We start from the raw sequence: 19416 nt of genomic DNA on the forward strand, positions 1-19416 counted from the left end.
GCCGCAGACCGGGCGTCGTTGTGTTTCAGACCACTTTCTGGGTATCGTTCCGATCACAGTGAAACATCGTTGTTTCACTGTGCTTTCGTACCCGTGTCTACAAGGGGAACCAGACGTGAAACTCCAGATTCTCGCGGCGACGGCGGTCGGGGCCGTCGCGGCACTCGGCGCCGGCCTGTTGGCTCCGGTCGCCATGGCCGAGCCGTCATCGGCCACGCAGTCCGTGAAAGTGGCACCCGCGCCGCCGGTGGCGCTCCCCCAGGAGCTCGATCGAGCCTTCTACGAGCCGTCGAAGAGCTCGTACGCGTCCAAGAAGCCCGGCGAGATCATCGCCGCGCGCCGGATCAACGCGGCCACCTTCGGCGTCGTGCCGCTCAATGTCGACGCGTGGCAGCTGTCGTACCGGTCGACCGACAGCCGAGGTGAGCCGATCGCCGCGGTCACGACGCTGCTGAAGCCCCGCGGCACCATCAAGGGACCGCGCAAGATCGTGTCGATGCAGCTGGCCGAGGACTCGCTCGCCGGCTACTGCGCACCGTCGTACGCGGTTCAGCAGTGGTCGGCGGCCGCGGCCGTCGGCCAGGTGGTGATCCCGGCCGAGTCGATCATCATGCAGGGCATGCTGGCGCAGGGCTGGGCGGTCGCCCTGCCCGACCACGAGGGCCCCCGACACGCGTACGGAGCCGGTCCGCTCGGCGCCCGGATCACCCTCGACGGCCTGCGCGCGGCCAAGCGCTTCGGACCGATCGGTATCGACGACCGGTCGCCGATGGGGATGTACGGCTACTCCGGCGGCGCCATCGTCACCGGGCACGCCGCAGAGCTGAAGCAAAGCTACGCACCGGAGCTGAACATCCTCGGCGCGGCCGAAGGCGGGGTCCCGGCCGACCTGAAGGTGGTCCTGAACGCCGCCCAGAACGGCGCGACCAGTGGACTCATCCTCGGCGCGGTGATCGGCCTGGGCCGGGAGTACCCGTACTTCCAGCGCTTCCTCAACACCCATGTGAATCCGGTCGGCAAGGCGGTCATCGCGGCCAAAGACCCGTTGTGCGTACAGCACCAGGCGATGGTGCTCCCGTTCCTGAACAACAAGGGCTTCCTCAACTGGCCCGGCGATCCGGTGAACGCGCCGCCCGTCAAGCGGGTGCTCGACGAGACGCGCATGGGCAAAGCGGTCCCGGACATGCCGATGTACATCTGGAACAGCCAGCTCGACGAGGTCATCCCGGTGGGCCAGGTGAATACGCTGGTGCACACCTATTGCCGCAAACCCGGGGCCCAGGTCACCTATACGCGCGACCATCTGTCCGAGCACGGTATCGCCGAGATCTCCGGAGCCCCCCTCGCGGTGCTGTGGCTCAAGGACCGGCTGGACGGCAAGCCCGCGGCACGCGGCTGCACCACCCGCGACGAGCTGACAATGGCGACCGACGCCCGCTGGTGGCCCACCTTCTCGGCGACCGTCGGCACCAACATCGCCTCGCTGTTCGGCGCGGCGATCGGCCGCGGGAAGTAAGTCCGTTCCCCGTACCCTGGTCCCCGTGACGCAGCAACGCACCTACGGGGGCCAGGCGGTGGCCGACCGCGCCCGGCAGCGCCGGGAGCGCTTCCTCGACGCGGCCGTCGAGCTGTTCGGTACGCACGGGTACGCGGCCACCTCGGTACCCCAGGTCTGCAAGGCGGCGGGCCTGTCGTCGCGGCAGTTCTACCAGGAGTTCAGCGATCGCGAAGATCTGCTGCGCACCCTCTACGACCGGGTCCAGGACAAGACCATGGAACGGGTCGCGGGCGTCGTCCTGGAGCAGATCGCGGCGAATCGCGGCCTCGACGAGGTGCTGGATGAGGGCGTCCGTGCCTTCGTCGGCATGTATGACGACCCGCGCCTGGCCCGCATCAGCTTCATCGAGGTGGTCGGCGTAAGCCCGGTCTTCGAGGCCCACCGCCACGCGCGCCGCGCCCGCTGGGGCGAGGTCTTGCAGACCGCCGTGGCGGCCGGCGCCGACCGCGGCCTGACGATCGCGTCGACCACCCCGTTGCAGTGGGCCGCCTACATCGGCGCGGTCAATGCCGTCGTCGTCGAACGCACCCTCGACGCGTCGATCACCGAAGAAGACCTGGTCCACGCGATGCGGACGCTGCTGCGGCCGGGCATCCTCGGCGAGTCCCCAGCCGGCTGAGCCCCGTCCCCAGCCGGCTGAGCCCCGTCGAAGCCCTACTTCGGCCCGAGTTGCTCGGCGAGTTCGTCGAGCACCGAGCGGTCCTCGATAGTCGACGGCACCGCATACTCCTCGCCGTCGACGATCTGGCGCATCGTCTTACGCAGGATCTTGCCCGAGCGCGTCTTGGGCAGCGCCTGCACGACGGTCACGTCGCGGAAGGTGGCGACCGCGCCGATCTCCTCGCGCACCATCTTCACCAGCGCCTCGCGCAGATCGGTGTCGGCGATCTCCACGCCCGCCTTGAGGACCACGTAGCCGCTGGGCCGCTGGCCCTTGAGGTCGTCGCGGATGCCGACGACGGCGCATTCGGCGACCGCCGGATGCGCGGCCACGACGGCCTCGATGCTGCCGGTCGAGAGCCGGTGGCCGGCGACGTTGATCACGTCGTCGGACCGGCCGAGCACGTACAGGTAGCCGTCTGCGTCGAAGTAGCCGGAGTCGCCGGTGAGGTAGTAGCCGGGGAAGGCGCTCAGGTACGACGACCGGTAGCGGTCGTCGTCGCGCCAGAGACCGGCGAGCGTGCCGGGCGGCAGCGGCAGGCCGACGACGATGTTGCCCTCGGTCCCGGCCGGAACCTGCGCCCCCTCGGCATCGACCACCTCGACGCGGTACCCGGGCACCGGCACGCTCGGCGAGCCGGCCTTGATCTCCATCTCCTCCAGGCCGCGCAGGTTGGCGACGATCGGCCAGCCGGTCTCGGTCTGCCACCAGTGGTCGACCACCGGCACGCCCAGTTTCTCCGACGCCCAGAAGAAGGTGTCCGGATCCAGACGCTCGCCCGCGGCGAAGAGCGTGCGGAACGCCGACATGTCGTACTTCGCGAGTTCGGTGGCCTCCGGGTCGGCCTTGCGGATGGCCCGGATCGCGGTCGGCGCGGTGAACAGCGCGACCACGCCGTGCTCGCTGATCACCCGCCAGAACGCGCCCGCATCCGGGGTGCCGACCGGCTTACCCTCGTACATCACGCTGGTGGCGCCGATCAGCAGCGGACCGTAGACGATGTAGCTGTGGCCGACCACCCACCCGACGTCTGACGCGGCCCACCAGGTCTCACCGGGCTCGATGCCGAACACGTTCCGCATCGACCAGGCCAGCGCCACGGCGTGGCCGCCGTTGTCGCGCACCACGCCCTTCGGCTTGCCGGTGGTCCCGGAGGTATACAGCACGTACAGCGGATCGGTGGCGGCCACCTCGACGGGCGCGGCCGGCTCCGCGGCGGCCACCGCCTCCTCCCAGTCCAGCCAGCCGTAGTCGGCGGCACTGCCGGCCACCTGCGGCCGGTCCTTCACGATCACGGTCGACGGCGCGGCCTCGCTCAGCTCGATGGCCGCCCGCACCATCGGCAGGTACTCGACGGTGCGGCCCGGTTCCAGGCCGCCCGACGCGGTGATCACGGCGACGGCCCCGGCGTCGTCGATACGAGTGGCCAGTTCCGGTGCCGCGAAGCCGCCGAAGACCACCGAGTGCACGGCGCCGATACGCGCACAGGCCAGCATCGCGATGGCGGCCTCGGGGATCATCGGCAGGTAGATGACGACGCGGTCGCCCTTCCCGATGCCGCGCGCGGCGAGTGCGCCGGCGAAGACGGCGACCTCGTCGAGCAGTTCGGCGTAGGTGAAGGTGCGCTGCTCGCCGACCATCGCCGAGTCCCAGATGAGCGCGGGCTGGTCACCGCGACCGGCCGCGACGTGCCGGTCGAGCGCGTTGACGGACGTGTTCAGCGTGGCGCCGGGGTACCACCGGTAGAGCGGTGGCGCCGAATCGTCGAGCGCCGTGGCCGGCGGCGTGATCCAGTCGATCGCCTTCGCGGCGTCGAGCCAGAACTCCTCCGGCTGATCGATGCTTCGCTGAAATTCGTCTACATAGGCGCCCACGCGCCTCACGCTAGTGGGTCCGGACGGGTGACGGGAGCCACTTCCGGACCATGAACTGTCTCACATTTGGACAGTCAAAGATCACGGAATGATTACGACCGTTTCCTTCCGATGACCTGCGAGAAGCCCGAGAAATGCCCGCTTGCAAAAGTTAGCGTTTCGTGTCGTGGGTCACAAAACATGGTGTGACCTTTGCGTTTGCGTTCCGTAACGTCGTCGCCGGTTCGAAATCGCCGGGCACTTCGGCCCGGTGAAGACGAGGAGGAACGACCATGAGCATCACCAAGCTCGCCACCCGCGCCGCCATCGCCGGCGCTCTGACGATCGCGCCGATGACCGCCCTGGCCGCTAACGCTTCCGCCGCGAGCGGCAACTGGGACGCCGTCGCGCAGTGCGAGTCCGGTGGCAACTGGGCCATCAACACCGGCAACGGCTACTACGGCGGCCTGCAGTTCTCGCTGGGCACCTGGCAGGCCAACGGCGGCTCCGGCATGCCGCACGAGAACAGCCGCGAGGAGCAGATCCGCGTCGCCGAGAACGTGCTGGCCAGCCAGGGTATCGGCGCGTGGCCGACCTGCGGCTCGCTGTTCTACTCTTGAGCCCGCGCAACTGAGCCCCGCTGCGGCGGGACTCCGGCGGGGCGCTACCGAGGGGTGAGCGCCCCCCACGACCTCACGACGGGGCCGGTCCGAGGGACCGGCCCCGTCGTCGTGTCCGGACCGAATACGCTCGGACCCATGGCCGGACTCACTCTCACCTCCCTCGGCGGTGCCGGGACCGTCACCGGGTCCAAGCATCTGCTTCAATCCGGCGGAACGGCGTTACTCGTCGACTGCGGACTCTTCCAGGGCATCAAGAATCTTCGGGAGGCCAACTGGCGGCCGCTGCCGGTCGACGCCGGGAGCATCGGCGCCGTGGTCCTCACGCACGCGCACCTCGATCACTGCGGGTACCTGCCGCGGCTGATCCGCGACGGCTTCCGCGGCGCGATCCACTGCACACCGGCCACCCGGAGCGTCGCCGAGATCATCCTGCGCGACAGCGCTCACCTCCAGGAACGCGACGCGGACTTCGCCAACCAGCGCAAGGCCAGCAAACACCACCCCGCGCTCCCCCTCTACGACACCGACGACGTCGAGGCCACACTGCCCCGTTTCGAGGTGCACCCGCCGCACCGGCCGTTCACGCCGGTGCCGGGCGCCGAGGTGATCTTCCGGGGCGCCGGGCACATCCTGGGTGCCGCGACGGCGACCGTCGCATGGGGCGGCACCACGGTCGCGTTCACCGGGGATCTCGGCCGGTACGACGACCCGCTCATGCACGACCCCGAGCCGATCACCGAGGCCGACGTCCTGGTCACCGAGTCCACCTACGGCGATCGGTTGCGCGATACGACGTCGCCACTGGACGTCCTGGCGCGGATCGTCACCGAGACCGCCGACCGCGGCGGCACCGTGCTGATCCCGGCGTTCGCCGTCGGCCGGACCCAGTTGATCCTCTACTACCTGTGGCAGCTCCGGCGGGCCGGGACCATCCCGGCGGTGCCGATCTACGTCGACTCGCCGATGGCGATCAGCGCGAGCGAACTGCTGCGCACCTTCCCCGGCGACCACAAGCTCGACCCGGCCCTCACCGACGAGATGTTCGCCATCGCGAAGTACACGCGCGACACCGAGTCGTCGAAGGCGATCTCGGCCGATCGCTCACCGAAGATCGTGCTGTCGGCGAGCGGCATGGCCACCGGCGGACGGATCCTGCATCACCTCGCCGCCTTCGCCGCCGACCCGGCCACGACCATCGTGCTGGCCGGCTACCAATCGGTCGGCACCCGCGGCCGCGCACTCGCCGACGGCGCCCGTTTCCTCAAGCTCTACGGCGAATGGGTGCCGATCAACGCCCGTATCGAAGACCTCCACATGTTCTCCGCGCACGCCGACGGCGATGAACTGATCCGCTGGATGACCGGTTTCACTCGCGCTCCGGCGCAGAGTTTCATCGTGCACGGCGAGCCCAACGCCGCGGACTCGCTGCGCCTGCGGATGCAGAGGGAACTCGGCTGGGAGGCGTCGGTCTCGGTCCCGAACCGCGTGTACTCGCTCGGCCGGCGCACACCTCGCTGACGGGACCGTGACGTACATTCCGCCATCGCCCGTCGACCGCGGCCGACGACCTGCGTAAAAGCCTCCCCGGCCGGGGCGCTACGCCACAGTCCGGTCAGCCGATCGACCTATGTCCACGTGCGGGACTGCTCGACGATGAACCCGGCGAGGATCACCACGGTGCCACCCACCTCACCGACGATCAGCGCGACGGTGGCGGCGACGAGCCCGGCGTCGCGCGGGTGGTATTGATTCGTGGTGTCCTGGCGCCAGCCGTGCACGCAGTACGACGCGATGGCCCCGGCGAAGAAGACGATGACGACGGCGAGGGCGGCGACGTTCACCCAGGTCGGCCAGGCGCTGAACTGCACCAGCGCCGCCAGCAGGAGCGTGGCGAACGAGTACATCAGGGCGGCACGGTGCGCGATGTCGACGTAGACGTGCGCGCAGCCGTCCGGACTGACGGCGATCTGCGCGAATTTCCATACGCCGAGCAGTAGTCCCCATACGAAGATCGATCCGGCCGCGATCAACGCCACCTGCGTCGCCAATTCCAAGTGCATTCGTTCAGCCTACGAGCGGTCGCGACCAATGCTTACCAGGGCATCCTAAATTAGGATAGGATGTACATATCTTCCCAGTTCAGAGGGTGTTTAGGGTAGACAAATCTTGCTATCGCAGAGGAGAAATGATGGTTAGCGTAGTCGACATGAAGATGAACGAAGACCTCGAAATCGCATTCAACAAGCAGATCACCCTCGAATTCGAGTCGTCCATGCTGTACCGCCAGCTGGCCATCGAGTTCGAGCTCAAGGATCTCCCCGGCATCGCCGGCTGGATGTCGCGCCACGCCGCCGAAGAGCTCACGCACGCCGATCGGCTGATCAAGCACCTCACCGATCGGGACAACCACCCGATCATCGGCGACATCCACATGCCGTCGATCAAGATCAACACCGTCGCCGAGGCCTTCGAGGTCGCCCTCGAGGCCGAGGAGCAGGTGTCGGAGTCGATCCGCAACCTGTTCCGTCTGGCACAGGAGACCGTCGACATCGACTCGCGCACGGTGATCGACTGGTTCATCGCCGAGCAGGTCGAGGAAGAGGCCACGGTCCGCGAGATCCTCGGCCGCGCCAAGCTGATCAACGAGGACGGCCCCGGAATCCTCCGCCTGGACGACGAACTGTCCGGCCAGGCCTGACACCTCCCGCAGCCCTCGGGAAACTCGAGCGGCCCCGCCCGGATTCTTCTCCGGACGGGGCCGCTTGCGCATCGATGTGCACTCCGCCGCGGTCCGCGACAGCCGGACTGCCGACGCGACACCCGAGCGGGGAAGCGACTCCCGCGCACTGGTCGTCAACATGGTGTCGCGGACGCAACGGGTGTCGCGGGCACCCCGCGGGTGTCGCGGTACGAAAACGCCGCCCGTGGCCGGTCGACACCGGGGGCGGAGCCTCGGCTCGACGGGGTCGCTGCGGCTCAGCCTCCGGTGGTCAGCCAGTCGCCGCGTGAGGGCGACGAGCCCGGTCCGGGCAACGGTGTCAGTTCACGCAGGGGATGGCGTCGGTGTTGGTGACCGCGCCGCCGTTGTCGGGCGGGGCGTCCCCGGGCGTGAGGAGCGATTCGGGGTCCATCGTCGTCGGCGAACCGGTGCCGCCGTCCGGCGAGGATCCGTCCGTCGTGCCGCCGTCCGCCACGGCCGTCGTGGACGTGGCCGGCCCGGGCGTCGGCGCGACGCCGAAGGCGCGCTGCACGATGCCGCGGATCTCCGCCGGGTCGATGATGTTGACCGACTGCTCGTCGACCGTCGCGTAGCCCTTCACCGGCAGCGTCCGAAAGCTGATGTGCTGGCCGGACACCGAGCTCATCAGTCCGGCCCACTGCTGCAGGTTCCAGCCGTCGGAGATCACGACGTCCTTCTGCGCGGCCGCGACCGCCGCGTTCAGCCTGCCGACGTCCGAGAGCGTCCCGACGCTCTGCAGTTTGTGCAGCGCGGAGAGCATGAACGCCTGTTGCCGATGTGTCCGGTCCAGGTCGCCGTTGTCCAGGCCGTGCCGCTGCCGGACGAAGGCCACGGCCTGCGAGCCGTTGAGGGTCTGCACGCCGGCGCGGAAATTCGCGCCCGAGTAGTCGTCCTGAACGGCCCGATTGAGACACACCTGGACACCGCCCAGCGACTTCGCCAGGTCGTAGAAGCCGACGAGGCTCACCTCGGCGAAGCGGTCGATCGGCACGCCGGTCAGCGCTCGGACCGTCTCGATCGTCTCGGCGCGGCCCGCCTCGCGGCCGCGGTGTTCCAGCTCGGACGCGTCGGTGACACCCTGCGCCTGGAGCTGGTCCTCGGTGGCCGCCTTGCGCCGCCCGTAGGCCTCCTTGATCTTGGCCTGCGGGACGTCGAGTCCGTCGACGTTCACGTAGTCGTCGCGCGGGATCGAGTACGCGATGATGTTCGTCTTGTCCGCCGGGATGTGTACCAGGATCAGGGTGTTGGTGTTATACCCGCCGTTGTCACTGCTGCCCGCGTGCAGCTGATCGAGGATCGACTGCGGCAGCGGATTACCGTCCTGATCACGCCGGGTGTCAAGGCCCATCAGCAGGATGTTCTCCGCGCCGTCGGTCGATCGGGGACCCGAACCGAGCGCGTGCGACATGGTGAATCCGCCGAAGACGCGATTGGCACCGGCCCAGGCCATACCGGTCAGCGTCAGGATCCCGACGCAGCCGACCGCCACGACCGTCCGCAGCGCCAGCCCGGCCGCCCGGCGTCCCCGGGGGCGCGGCCGCCGGTGCCCCGACGGTTCCTCCGGTGCCGCGACCGGGGTCTGCGGGATCTGTTCGGTGGGCGCCGCGGAGCGCCACGCCGAGATCTCCGGTGCGACGATCTCCGGCGCGGTGATCTCGGCCGGCACCGGCTCGTCGGCGGCTGGCGCACGATGGCGGGCCCGTCGGGCCGGCCGCGCTCCCGAATCCGGCACGACGTCGTCCATCGAGTGCCAGCGCGGCACGGGCTGCCCCGCGGCCCGCGCCCGGCGCAGCATCTCGCCCGCCGAAGGGCGCGCGTCACCGTCGTCGAAGGAAGTCATAACCGCCCGATTCTCGGGCACTCACCTGAGAGTCCACTGATGACCGGACAAAGAGCCCGAGGTGGGCCACCGTCCGTGCGGCCTACTTCACATCGTCCGCGTTGTTCCGGACGGCGACGAGCGCGCCGTGCGACCGCTCCGGCCGGTCCGTGCGCGTCTCCGTACGCACCACCCGGAAACCCGCGGCCGCGACGCGCGCGGCGAGCAGCTCGACCGGCCAGTAGTACGCCGGGCAGACCGCGTGGTCGAACCGCGACTGTCGATCGGCGGTGAAGAATCCGAGGAGCAGCCCGCCACCCGGCGCGACGCAGCGGGCGAATTCGGCGAGCACACCGGCCATCTCCTCCGGCGGTAGATGGATCAGCGAGTACCACGCGAGGACACCGCCGAGTTCACCATCGGCGGCGCCGAGCTCCTCGGCCCGCCCGAGACGGTAGCGCCCACGCGGGTCCGCCGCGACCGCGGCGGCGAGGAACTCGGGAACCGGGTCGACGCCGGTCACGTCGACACCCAGTCCGGCGAGGTGCCGCGTCCACTGCCCGGGCCCGCACCCCGCATCCACGACCGGGCCGTCGGCGCCGCGCGCCCATTCGGAGACCAGGGCCAGATCCCGGTCGTCGACGTCGTCGATGCTCCCGACCGCGGAGATGTACGCCGCGGCCGCGGCGCCGTACGCGTCTCGCACGGTGTCCAGTGATCCCATCCCGGTCAGCCTGTCACAACCCTCGACCTGCCCGCAGGCCTCCGAAACCCGGGACCGCACCTGTCGGCGAGGGCGTCGAGTGTCTCCTCGACCGTCGTCGTCGGCATCGCGGTGGCGACCAGCGCGCCGCCCAGTCCGGTCAGGAACGCCCGGGCGGCCGCGTCGTCAGCCACGGTCGGCGGTGAACTTGTCCGCCTGTGCGGCGGCCGCGGCGGTGAGCAGCGCCGCCAGGGCCGCGTCGTCCGCGGGTGCGGCGAGCAGACCCGGCGACCACCCGTCCCGGCTGCCGACGCCGACGGTGCGCTCGTGCAGATCGAAGACGCCATAGACCACCGGCCGGTCCAGGTCGCGGTCGAGCATCGTCGCGGTGATGGCCGCGTTGGCGACCACCGACACGGCGATGAGCGCGTCGCGGAAGCCGCCGGCCGACGACACGTCGGCGCCGAACTCGGCCTCCAGGGCCAGTGCCGCCATCCGGACGCCGGCGAGCAGCGAGTCGACGATCGCGCGCAGCGGCGGGTCGTGCACCACCTGCAGGTAGGTCTGCGGGGCCAGCAGCGCGTCGACGGCGGCGGTCACCGCGCCGCACTGCGAGTGCCCGAGGACCACGGCCAGCTTGACCGAGGCCATGTTGGCCATCGCGTAGTGCAGGCTGCCGACGCATTCGGTCCCCGGGACGTTGCCCGCGACGCGGATGACGAACAGGTCGTTGGTGGCCTGGCCGAACACCAGCTCGACGGGCACCCGGGCATCCGAGCAGGCCAGCACCGCGGCGAACGGCTCCTGCGGGAGACCTGCGCCCGGAGTACGGGGCAGCCCGAACGCGCCGGCCCCCACCGACACCTCCAGGCGCCCGGTGTCCGCCGCCCCGACGGAGGCGAACCCCGCGCTACCGGCGTCCAGCCGTTCGCGAGCCTCCGCATCCGATGACGGCTGCGGACGCAGTTCCCCCTCCGGACGCTCGATCCACAGCACTTCTCTTCGGCCAGACTCCGGCGTTGTCGCCATCGTGTCGCCCCCTCGTCTCAGTTGTCGGTGATCGACACTATCCCGGTGATCGGTGAGCGGCACGGAATCGAGGCACTAAGGCCCAGGAGACGGGTGAAATGACGAAGACCCGCACCGTTTCCGGTGCGGGTCTTCGTCGTTGGTAGCGGGGACAGGATTTGAACCTGCGACCTCTGGGTTATGAGCCCAGCGAGCTACCGAGCTGCTCCACCCCGCGTTGCGAGGACTACGTTACACACGGGCAAACGGACTATGCAAATCGGTTACGGGACAACGTGATCGACGACACGTAGCGCACCGAAAGCTCACTTCTGCGTCACGCCCATCAGCAGGGCGAGCTGCTGCGCGAGCGGGTTCAGGTTCAGCGTGTCGGGCATCTTCTTGGGCGTGGAGTCCCACGGCTGCGGGTACGCCGGGTTGGCGAGCGCCGCACGGTCGGCGCTGCGCACGCCGGTCGGATTGCCCACCGGTACATGACAGTCGGCGTCCCGGTTGAACGGGAAGTCGTCGTACGACGGGTCGAAGCTCGGGTCCTTGCGCTTCATCTCGGCGATCATCGCCCACGTGCTCTCATAGCCGCGGGTGCACGACGGCGGGTTCTCGGTCTCCAGGACCAGGCCGAAGCGGATCTGGCCGTCGCCCAGGTTGGTCGAGTGGCTCCCCGCGGACAGGCTCGACAGCATGAAGACGAGCATGCCGGTCGAGTACGTGGCCGGCTGAATCGTGTGCGCGGTCTGTCCCAGCGCGTGGATCAGCGCGGTGCCCGCTGCCACATGCTTGCGCAGGAGGTTCGACAGCTCCGAGGACGCCGCGGGCGCGGCGCCCAGGGTCCGGCGCAGCGCGGGGTCGGAGGCCGCCAGCTGGGCGGTGATCTTCTGCACCCCCTGAGCCCACTCCTCGATCGTGTCCGACTGCTCGGCCTGCGTCGACAGCACGACGTCCGACGCCCGCAGCAGCGACACAGTGTGCCCGATGTTCTCCGCGCCGGTATCGGCCAGGGCGATCAGCGAGTCGGCGAGCCGCGCCATGTTGTCCGACTGGCCGTCGAAACCCTTGCCGAGCTCGGTGACGACGGTGCGCAGGTCGTCGACGGGCACCGATTCGGTCAGCGCGATCACGTCGGACATCACGTTCTGCAGCACCGGCGGTATGACGATCCCCTCGATCCGCGAGCCGTCGTGCAGGAACGGCCCGTTCGCCGACGGCGGCCGCAGGTCCACGTACTGCTCACCGATGGCCGACCGGTTCGCGACGACGGCGACCGCCGACTCGGGAATCCGCCCCGCCGCGGTCCGCAGCCGCAGATCCACGTCGACGCCCTCGCGGGTGAGCCGCAGATCGTCGACGCGGCCCACCGGAGCACCCCGGTAGGTCACCTCGGCGCCGGAGAAGATGCCGCCGGGGTCGGTCGCGCCGAGCGTCACCCGATAGACGCCGACTCCGGCCGCCTCCCCCAGCCTCGCGTACCGCACGCCGGCGAACACGGTGGCGGCCAGCCCGAGCACCAGGATGACGACCAGTTGGATCTTCACGAATCGACTCAGCGGTGGCACGACAGCCCCTCGGTAGGGTCGGTCCCCGACGACCGACGACGTTGCCACCGTAGAACGTCATGCTTCGTTCGCCTTACCCGAAGGGTGCCGATCGTGAGCGGCTTTCCAGTGAGGGCTCTCTGTGATTTGTCTCACGTGAGGGCTAGGGTGGAGATGCACCACCGAGGTGAAGGAGGACACCATGGCCACCCATACCGCTCACGAAAGCCACGGCTGGCACCCGCTGGCGATGATCGGGTTCACGACCCTGCTGATCGGGGGTGCCTTCTCCGCGCTCTGGGTCATCACGCTCACCCAGCTCCCCGACCACAAGCCGATGAACATCGCCTACGGGATCATCGCCCTGTCACTGCTGCTGACCACCGCGGCGATCTTCACCTGGCTCACCCGGCACCTGCACCACTCGCCGATGCTGCCGGACAACACCAACGCCGAGATCAAGCGCTACCTGGCCAAGGTCGGCCGCGGCTGACCTCCGCCGCGACCGGCCCGGGCGCCGGGCGAACGCGGACTACTTCTCGTACTTCTTGTAGTTCGCGATCGCGTCGTTCAGATTCTTGAGCGCATCGCCCAGCTTGCCCAGGTCGCCACTCGCCTGCGCGGCACTGACCGCGTCGAGAGCCTTGCCCAGCTGGTCGACGGCCGCGTCCCGGCCGGGATCGTCCCCGCCCGGCTGCGGAGTGGGTTGCGGCGTCGGCTGCTGGTCGCCGCCGTCGGCCGGGACGTCACTCGGCGTGGCCGCACCCGGATCGATACCGACCTGCTTGAGGGCGTCCCCGATCGTCGTGGCGATGCCGACCTGCGCCTTCCCCTCACCCGCGGTGGCGTTGTAGTACGTCAGCACACGCGCCACCCTGGGCATCGCGCCGTCACCGCCCCTCGCCGCTGTGTAGATCGGCATGACGTACAGCAGGCCGCTTCCACCGACCGGCAGCGAGAGCAGATTGCCGTACGTCACCTTGGTGTTCTCCAGCAGCTTCAGTTGCTCGGTGACCCGCGGCTCGGCCAGCATCGTCGCGCCCGCCTGCGTGGGACCGACCGTCGACGTGTCGGTCGGCAACGTCTTCAGGGTGATCCGCCCGTACCCGTTCGGATCCGAGTTCGCCGTCATGTAGGCGGACAGGTTGGGCCGGTTCAAGAAGTTGAGCGACCCGGTCAACTGGAACTGCGCGAGGCTCTGCTTCTCCGGCGCCGACGCGGTGAAGTAGTACGGCGGCTGCCGCGGCTGGCCCTGCAGGTCCGGATCCGGATCGGCGGGCACCGACCAGAAGTTGTCCGCACGGAAGAAGGTCGACGCGTCGTTCACGTGGTAGCGCGCCAGCAGTGAGCGCTGCATCTTGAACAGGTCCTCCGGGTAGCGCAGGTGCGCCCGCAGGTCCGGCTGCTTGTCGAGATCGGACTTCGGCTTCACGGTGCCCGGGAACACCTTCATCCACGTCTTGAGCACGGGATCGGTGTCGTCGGCCTGGTACAGCTCCACCTTGCCGCTGTAGGCGTCGACGGTGGCCTTCACCGAGTTCCGCACATACGACACCTGCTCGTCGGCCTGGGTGCGGCCGGTGGTGCCGCTGCTCGCCTGCCGCGAGTCGGCGGTGGCGTTCTGCAGGGAGGTCGGCTGCGAGTAGGGGTACTTCGGCAGCGTCGTGTACCCGTCGACGATCCACTTGATGGAGCCGTCGGCCATCACCGCCGGGTAGGTCTTGGAGTCGACGGTCAGCCACGGCGCGGCCTTCTTGACGCGGTCGCGCGGGTCGCGGTTGTAGAGGATCCGGGACTTGTCGTTGAGCGCGTTGGACAGCAGGAAGTTCCGCTCCCCGTACTTGAGCGCGTACATCAGGCGGACACCCCAATTGCTCAGCGCCACCCCCGAATCCGCCGAGTAGCGGTACTGGACGCCCTCGCCGTCGTACTCGCGGGGCTCCTCGGTGGAACCGACGATCGCGTAATCGGGCGCGGAGCTGGCGATCAGCTCGCCGAAGTAGATGCGCGGCTGGGTGACGCCGAAGGGCGCCTTCTTGCCGGCTTCCGTGGCCGTCTTCACGGCGTTGACATCCGACACGATGAAGTCCGGGACGCCGCCGCGTTCGGCGGCCGAACCGGTCGCGCCGTCGCTGACCACCTTGTTGGCCTGCGCGGCGACGAAACCGTCGCCGTGCGTGAACACCGTGTGCTGGTTGATCCAGTTCTTCTGGTTCTCGCCGAGCCGCTTCGGGTCGAGTTCGCGGGCGGCGACGATGAAGTCGCGCTGCTGGTCGTCGGCGTCGTAGCGGTCCACCGACAGTTGCGCCGGAAACCCGTAGACGTTGCGCAGGGCCAGGCGCTGCTGGAACGCCGCCGACAGGACGTTCGGGTCGAGGATCCGGATGTTGCTGATCGTCGCCGCATCGGAGTTGACCTTGGCCGGATCCGCGGGCGTACGCGCCCAGCCGTCATCGATCGTGATGTCCTTGCCCGGCCGGATGTGGTACGCATCGCGCGTCGCGGTGATGTTCCGCTGGATGAACTCGCGTTCCTTGTCCGCGGCACTCGGCTTCACCGAGAACTGCTCCATCGCGGCCGGCCAGATCACCCCGATCACCAGCGCGGTGACCAGCATCAGCACCGCGCTGAGCGCCGGAATACGCAGGTCACGGAGGAAGATCGCCGAGAAGAACGCGACCGCGCAGACGATCGCGATCACCATCAGGATCAGCTTGGACGGCAGCACGTAGTTGACGTCGGTGAAGGTGGCGCCGATGTTGTCGCCGCGCCGGTCACTGGTGAGCAGGTCGTAGCGGTCGAACCAGTAGGCGACGGCCTTGGTCAGCACGAACAGCCCGGCGATCACCGCCAGCTGCGCCCGCGCGGGCCCGCTGATCATCCCGCGGCGCCCGCCGCCGCCGAGCCGGATGCCGCCGAAGATGTAGTTGGTCAGCAGGTTCGCGAGGAAGGCGACTCCCAGCGCGAGGAACAGCATGTCGAGCAGCAGTCGCACGAACGGCAGCGTGAACGCGTAGAAGCCGATGTCGAGGTTGAACTGGGGGTCCGTGACGCCGAACGACTGGCCGTGCAGGAAGGTCTGCACCGTGGTCCACGACGCCTGCGCCACCAGCCCGGCCAGCACCCCGACCACCACGGCCGGGATCAGCGCGGTCACCTTGGGCCGGCGGCCGACCACCTCGCGGTAGCGGGCCAGCGGGTCGGACGGCCCGGACGGCACCACGTACGGCGGGCGCCCCCGATAGGCCACGTAGACCGCGGCGAAGATCAGGACGCCGACACCGAGCGCGACGACCAGGAAGGTCAGCAGCCGCGTGGTCACCATGGTCGACATCACCGACCGGTAACCGATGTCGGAGTACCAGAGCCAGTCGGTCCACAGGCTCACGATCCGCGGTGTGATCAGCACCAGGATCAGCAGCACGACCACCACCGCGATCAGGATCTTGGTTCGCCGAGACAACGTCGGCCGTCCGACCGGACCGCGCGTACCCACCACGTCGTTCACTCCAATTTGGGGCTCGGGGAGCAGAGATTGTCTCCACCTTACTGATTCGCTCAAAAAGGTCACCGGCCACAATGGTGGCGTGAGCTTTTCCCGCGCCGATCTCGGCAACGCCCTCGCCCAATGCGCCGCCTACGCGGACGGACTTCCCTGGTCGTCGCCCGACCAGTTGTTCGCCCTCGTCCCGACCGCCGTGCTCGCCGAGCAGGCCCCGGAACTGGTCGACGAGAACGACGACTCCGCGCTCAGCCCGGTCCTCCAGGAAGCCGGCCGCCCGGGCGCCTCCACCGAGGAACTGCTGGCGACGATCGGCTGGCCCGAACCGGTCGCCGGCTGCGCGCTGGTCACCGAGATCACCGTGGTGCCGCCCGGCGGCGACGAGTCGCAGGGACGTCGTGCGCGCCTCATCGGTGGCGTGCTTCGCACCGGGTCACGGGTCGCCCTGCTGGCGCTGGAGCCCGACGCCGACAATCCCGACGACCCGAATCACCTGCGGACGCACGACAACCTCGCGCCGGAACTGCTCGACGCGCTGGCCGCGACGTTCGAGGAGGTCACCGACGCCACCTGAACCCGTGCTGCTCCCCGCAGCCTGCCCCGCTCCCTGAGTTTGCTCTCGCACCCTGAGCCTGCCCCTGCCGCCTGAGCCTGCCCCACCGCCTGAGCCTGTCGAAGGATCGTCCCTTCGACTCGCCCCTCGGCTATCGCCTCGGGGCGGCTCAGGGGGCTGAGGGCTCCGGGCGACTCAGGAGGGCAGCGGCTCAGCGGGGCCTTAGGGGGCAGGGGCTCAGGGCTCAGGGCTCAGGGCTCAGGGACTCAGGGACTCAGGGACTCAGGGACTCAGGGACTCAGGGACTCAGGGACAGAATGATCCAGCATGTGCCTGGGATCAGCAGTGCGGGCGGGGCTTGCCGTCCTTGAGTTCGCCGAGCGCGGTCACCGCGCCGCCGAGGGTGTCGACCTTGATCAGTTCCAGTCCCTTGGGCGCGTCGCCGGTGGCCTCGGCGCAGTTCTCCGCCGGGACCAGGAAGGCGACGGCACCCGCGTCCTTGGCGGCCTTGAGCTTGTGGGTGATGCCGCCGATCGGCCCGACCGTCCCGTCCGGGACGATGGTGCCGGTGCCCGCGATGAACCGGCCGCCGGCCAGGTTGTCCGGGGTCAGGAAGTCGATCACCGCGAGGGTCAGCATGAGGCCGGCCGACGGGCCGCCGATGTCACCGACGTTGTAGGCGATGCGCACGTTCGGGTCGGCGCTGACCACCTTCGGGGTGATGCCCAGGAACGCGACCTTGGGGTCGTCCGGCCGCGCACCCAGTTTCACCGGCACCACCAGTTCGGTGCCCTTGCGGTTCACCGTGATCGGCACCTCCGTGCCCGGCGCGTGTGCGCGGATCTGCTTCTGCACGTCGTCGGGAGTGGACACCGGGACGTCGCCGATCTTCACGATGATGTCGTCGACCTCGATCTTGCCCTGGGCGGGGCTGTCGTCGGCGATCGGTCCGGCGGCACCGACCGCGGTCGGCCGCTTGAGATAGGTCAGCGCGGCGCCGGTCGCGTTGTCCTCCGAGCTGGACATCTGCTGCGCCGTCTCCTGGCGCACCTGCTCGTCCGACTTGGACTTCGGGAAGTACAGCTCACGGGGCTGCAGCTGGTACGTGCTGGAGAACCACATGCCGAGCGCCTGGAACAGGGTGAGGCCGTCGGTCAGCGAGACCGTCGTCAGATTGAGGTGCCCGTCGGGCTTGCCGTCGGCACCGCCGGTCACCTGGACCACCGGCTTGCCGTCGTGCATGCCGAGCGTGTTCACGGTCGGGCCGGGACTGAGCGCCACGTAGGGCACGCGGGCGGTGCTGCCGACGACCACGAAGACGATCAGAACCAGCACCGAGACGCCGAGGGTCACCACGCGTCGGCGCGAAGGGTTCAGCTTCATTCGATCGAGAGTAGTGGACGACGGCGACGACGCCGCACGGCCGGTACTGTCGTGGCATGAGCGACTTGCCCTTCGGTTTCTCCTCGTCAGACGGCCGCGACGACGATCGAGACAACGACAAGCCCGGCGATTCCGGCGCCTCGAACAACCCCTTCGGTGCGGCGGGGAATCCGTTCGGGGCGCTCGGTGGCGACGCGGGTGCCGGATTCGACCCGAACATGCTCGGTCAGGTGTTCACCCAACTCGGCCAGATGTTCAGCGGGATGGGCATGCCGGTCGCGGGCGGCGGCGGTACCGGACCGGTGAACTACGAGCTGGCGACCCGGCTGGCGCGCCAGCAGATCGGCGATTTCCGCCCGATGCTCGAGTCGGAGGAGCGGGCGGTCGCCGACGCCGTGCGACTGGCCGAGCTGTGGCTCGACGAGCAGACCGCGCTGCCGGCCGGGATCACCGCGACCGCGGCCTGGACGCCGGTCGACTGGCTGGAGCAGACCCTGCCGACCTGGCAGACGCTGTGCGATCCGATCGCGGGCTCCCTGGAGGGCACCTGGCAGGACAGCCTGCCCGAGGAGGCCAAGGCGATGGCCGGCCCGATGCTGCCGATGATGGCCGGGATGAGCGGAATGATGTTCGGCACCCAGCTCGGACAGGGCCTCGGCCACCTCGCCAAGGACGTGCTGACCTCCACCGACATCGGCCTGCCGCTGGCGCCGCACGGCACCGGCGCACTGCTGCCCGAGGCGATCGCCCGGTTCGCCGAGGGGCTGGATCTGCCCGGGCAGGAGATCGTGGTGTTCCTCGCGGCCCGCGAGGCGGCCCACCAGCGGCTGTTCTCCGGGGCGGGCTGGCTGCGACAGCGTCTGCTGTCGACGGTCGAGGACTACGCCCGCGGGATCCGCCTGGACATGAGCGGTCTGGACCAGCTCGGTGCCGGACTCGACCCGCAGGAGCTGTTCAGCAATCCCGCCAAGATGGAGGAGCTGATGGGCCAGGCCGCGGCGTTCGAGCCGCAGACCACGCCCGAGCAGCAGGCCGCGCTGGCCCGCCTGGAGACGCTGCTCGCGCTGATCGAGGGCTGGGTGGAACTCACCGTCTCGGCCGCTCTCGGCGACCGGATCCCGTCGACCGCGGCGCTCACCGAGACGATGCGGCGCCGTCGTGCGTCCGGCGGACCCGCCGAGCAGACCTTCGCGACCCTGATCGGGCTCGACCTGCGCCCGCGCAAGCTCCGCGAGGCCGCCGACCTGTGGCGCAAGCTGACCGAGGCGGCCGACGTCGCCACCCGCGACGGCGTGTGGGCGCACCCCGATCTGCTGCCCGACGCCGAGGATCTGGACAGCCCGGCCGGCTTCATCGACCGCGTGATCGGCGGCGGCACCGGCACGTTCGACGACCCGATCGCCGAACTCGAGCGCACCATCGCCGAGGAGCAGCGTAAGAAGGACGACGGCGAGTCGTGA

17 protein-coding genes and 1 tRNA gene are annotated in these 19416 nt (G+C 69.3%); 8 read left to right on the forward strand and 10 right to left on the reverse strand.

Annotated elements, in window-relative coordinates:
• Window positions 1–115: 115 nt before the first annotated feature.
• Window positions 116–1516 (forward strand): lipase family protein, encoded by a 1401-nt coding sequence (locus tag MYK68_RS16355; RefSeq protein ID WP_502798256.1) that lies wholly within the window; start codon window positions 116–118, stop codon window positions 1514–1516.
• Window positions 1517–1541: 25 nt separating this feature from the next.
• Entirely contained in the window at window positions 1542–2177 is a 636-nt protein-coding gene (locus tag MYK68_RS16360) for a TetR/AcrR family transcriptional regulator (protein ID WP_247864817.1), read from the forward strand.
• Window positions 2178–2212: 35 nt separating this feature from the next.
• On the opposite strand, the gene MYK68_RS16365 is transcribed toward MYK68_RS16360, so the two are convergent.
• Complete coding sequence (locus MYK68_RS16365) at window positions 2213–4093, reverse strand: acetate--CoA ligase (protein ID WP_247864818.1); 1881 nt, start codon at window positions 4091–4093, stop codon at window positions 2213–2215.
• 272 nt (window positions 4094–4365) lie between these two features.
• Here MYK68_RS16365 and MYK68_RS16370 point away from each other — a divergent pair, with 272 nt between their 5' ends.
• Both MYK68_RS16370 and MYK68_RS16375 read left to right on the forward strand, forming a co-directional pair.
• Complete coding sequence (locus MYK68_RS16370) at window positions 4366–4692, forward strand: transglycosylase family protein (RefSeq protein ID WP_247864819.1); 327 nt, start codon at window positions 4366–4368, stop codon at window positions 4690–4692.
• Window positions 4693–4830: 138 nt separating this feature from the next.
• Window positions 4831–6213, forward strand: a complete 1383-nt coding sequence (locus tag MYK68_RS16375) for an MBL fold metallo-hydrolase RNA specificity domain-containing protein (protein WP_247864820.1) — start codon at window positions 4831–4833, stop codon at window positions 6211–6213.
• A 107-nt stretch (window positions 6214–6320) separates the two neighbouring features.
• On the opposite strand, the gene MYK68_RS16380 is transcribed toward MYK68_RS16375, so the two are convergent.
• Window positions 6321–6755: a hypothetical protein gene (locus MYK68_RS16380; RefSeq protein ID WP_247864821.1), complete on the reverse strand. Its 435-nt coding sequence runs from the start codon at window positions 6753–6755 to the stop codon at window positions 6321–6323.
• 146 nt (window positions 6756–6901) lie between these two features.
• Here MYK68_RS16380 and MYK68_RS16385 point away from each other — a divergent pair, with 146 nt between their 5' ends.
• Window positions 6902–7393, forward strand: a complete 492-nt coding sequence (locus MYK68_RS16385) for a ferritin (RefSeq protein WP_247864822.1) — start codon at window positions 6902–6904, stop codon at window positions 7391–7393.
• A 340-nt stretch (window positions 7394–7733) separates the two neighbouring features.
• Here the strand turns inward: MYK68_RS16385 and MYK68_RS16390 are convergent, their stop codons facing one another.
• The 6 genes from MYK68_RS16390 to MYK68_RS16415 form a co-directional block, all read right to left on the reverse strand.
• Complete coding sequence (locus tag MYK68_RS16390) at window positions 7734–9275, reverse strand: LCP family protein (RefSeq protein WP_247864823.1); 1542 nt, start codon at window positions 9273–9275, stop codon at window positions 7734–7736.
• A gap of 82 nt (window positions 9276–9357) precedes the next feature.
• Entirely contained in the window at window positions 9358–9978 is a 621-nt protein-coding gene (locus tag MYK68_RS16395) for a class I SAM-dependent methyltransferase (protein WP_247864824.1), read from the reverse strand.
• A 5-nt stretch (window positions 9979–9983) separates the two neighbouring features.
• Window positions 9984–10151 carry a hypothetical protein gene (locus MYK68_RS16400; protein WP_247864825.1) on the reverse strand — a complete coding sequence of 56 codons (168 nt, stop codon included), beginning with the start codon at window positions 10149–10151 and terminating at the stop codon, window positions 9984–9986.
• Window positions 10144–10986, reverse strand: a complete 843-nt coding sequence (locus MYK68_RS16405; RefSeq protein ID WP_247864826.1) for a carbonic anhydrase — start codon at window positions 10984–10986, stop codon at window positions 10144–10146. The genes MYK68_RS16400 and MYK68_RS16405 overlap by 8 nt, the downstream gene beginning before the upstream one ends.
• A 140-nt stretch (window positions 10987–11126) precedes the next feature.
• Window positions 11127–11203: transfer RNA gene (locus tag MYK68_RS16410), tRNA-Met, on the reverse strand.
• An 88-nt stretch (window positions 11204–11291) separates the two neighbouring features.
• Window positions 11292–12518 (reverse strand): MCE family protein, encoded by a 1227-nt coding sequence (locus tag MYK68_RS16415; protein ID WP_247864827.1) that lies wholly within the window; start codon window positions 12516–12518, stop codon window positions 11292–11294.
• 202 nt (window positions 12519–12720) lie between these two features.
• On the opposite strand from MYK68_RS16415, the gene MYK68_RS16420 reads away from it, so the two are divergent.
• Entirely contained in the window at window positions 12721–13011 is a 291-nt protein-coding gene (locus MYK68_RS16420; RefSeq protein WP_247864828.1) for a hypothetical protein, read from the forward strand.
• A 39-nt stretch (window positions 13012–13050) separates the two neighbouring features.
• Here MYK68_RS16420 and MYK68_RS16425 read toward each other — a convergent pair whose 3' ends face one another.
• Window positions 13051–16017, reverse strand: coding sequence for a UPF0182 family membrane protein (locus MYK68_RS16425; protein ID WP_502798257.1), 2967 nt, complete (start codon window positions 16015–16017; stop codon window positions 13051–13053).
• Between the two features lie 88 nt (window positions 16018–16105).
• Between MYK68_RS16425 and MYK68_RS16430 the strand changes: the two genes are divergently transcribed.
• A complete protein-coding gene (locus MYK68_RS16430) occupies window positions 16106–16594 on the forward strand; it encodes a PPA1309 family protein (protein ID WP_247864829.1) in 489 nt (162 codons plus the stop codon).
• 318 nt (window positions 16595–16912) lie between these two features.
• Here MYK68_RS16430 and MYK68_RS16435 read toward each other — a convergent pair whose 3' ends face one another.
• Window positions 16913–17956: a YlbL family protein gene (locus tag MYK68_RS16435; protein WP_247864830.1), complete on the reverse strand. Its 1044-nt coding sequence runs from the start codon at window positions 17954–17956 to the stop codon at window positions 16913–16915.
• A gap of 56 nt (window positions 17957–18012) precedes the next feature.
• Between MYK68_RS16435 and MYK68_RS16440 the strand changes: the two genes are divergently transcribed.
• Window positions 18013–19416, forward strand: a complete 1404-nt coding sequence (locus tag MYK68_RS16440; RefSeq protein WP_247864831.1) for a zinc-dependent metalloprotease — start codon at window positions 18013–18015, stop codon at window positions 19414–19416.

The organism is Gordonia sp. PP30 (assembly GCF_023100845.1).
GTDB lineage: Bacteria > Actinomycetota > Actinomycetes > Mycobacteriales > Mycobacteriaceae > Gordonia.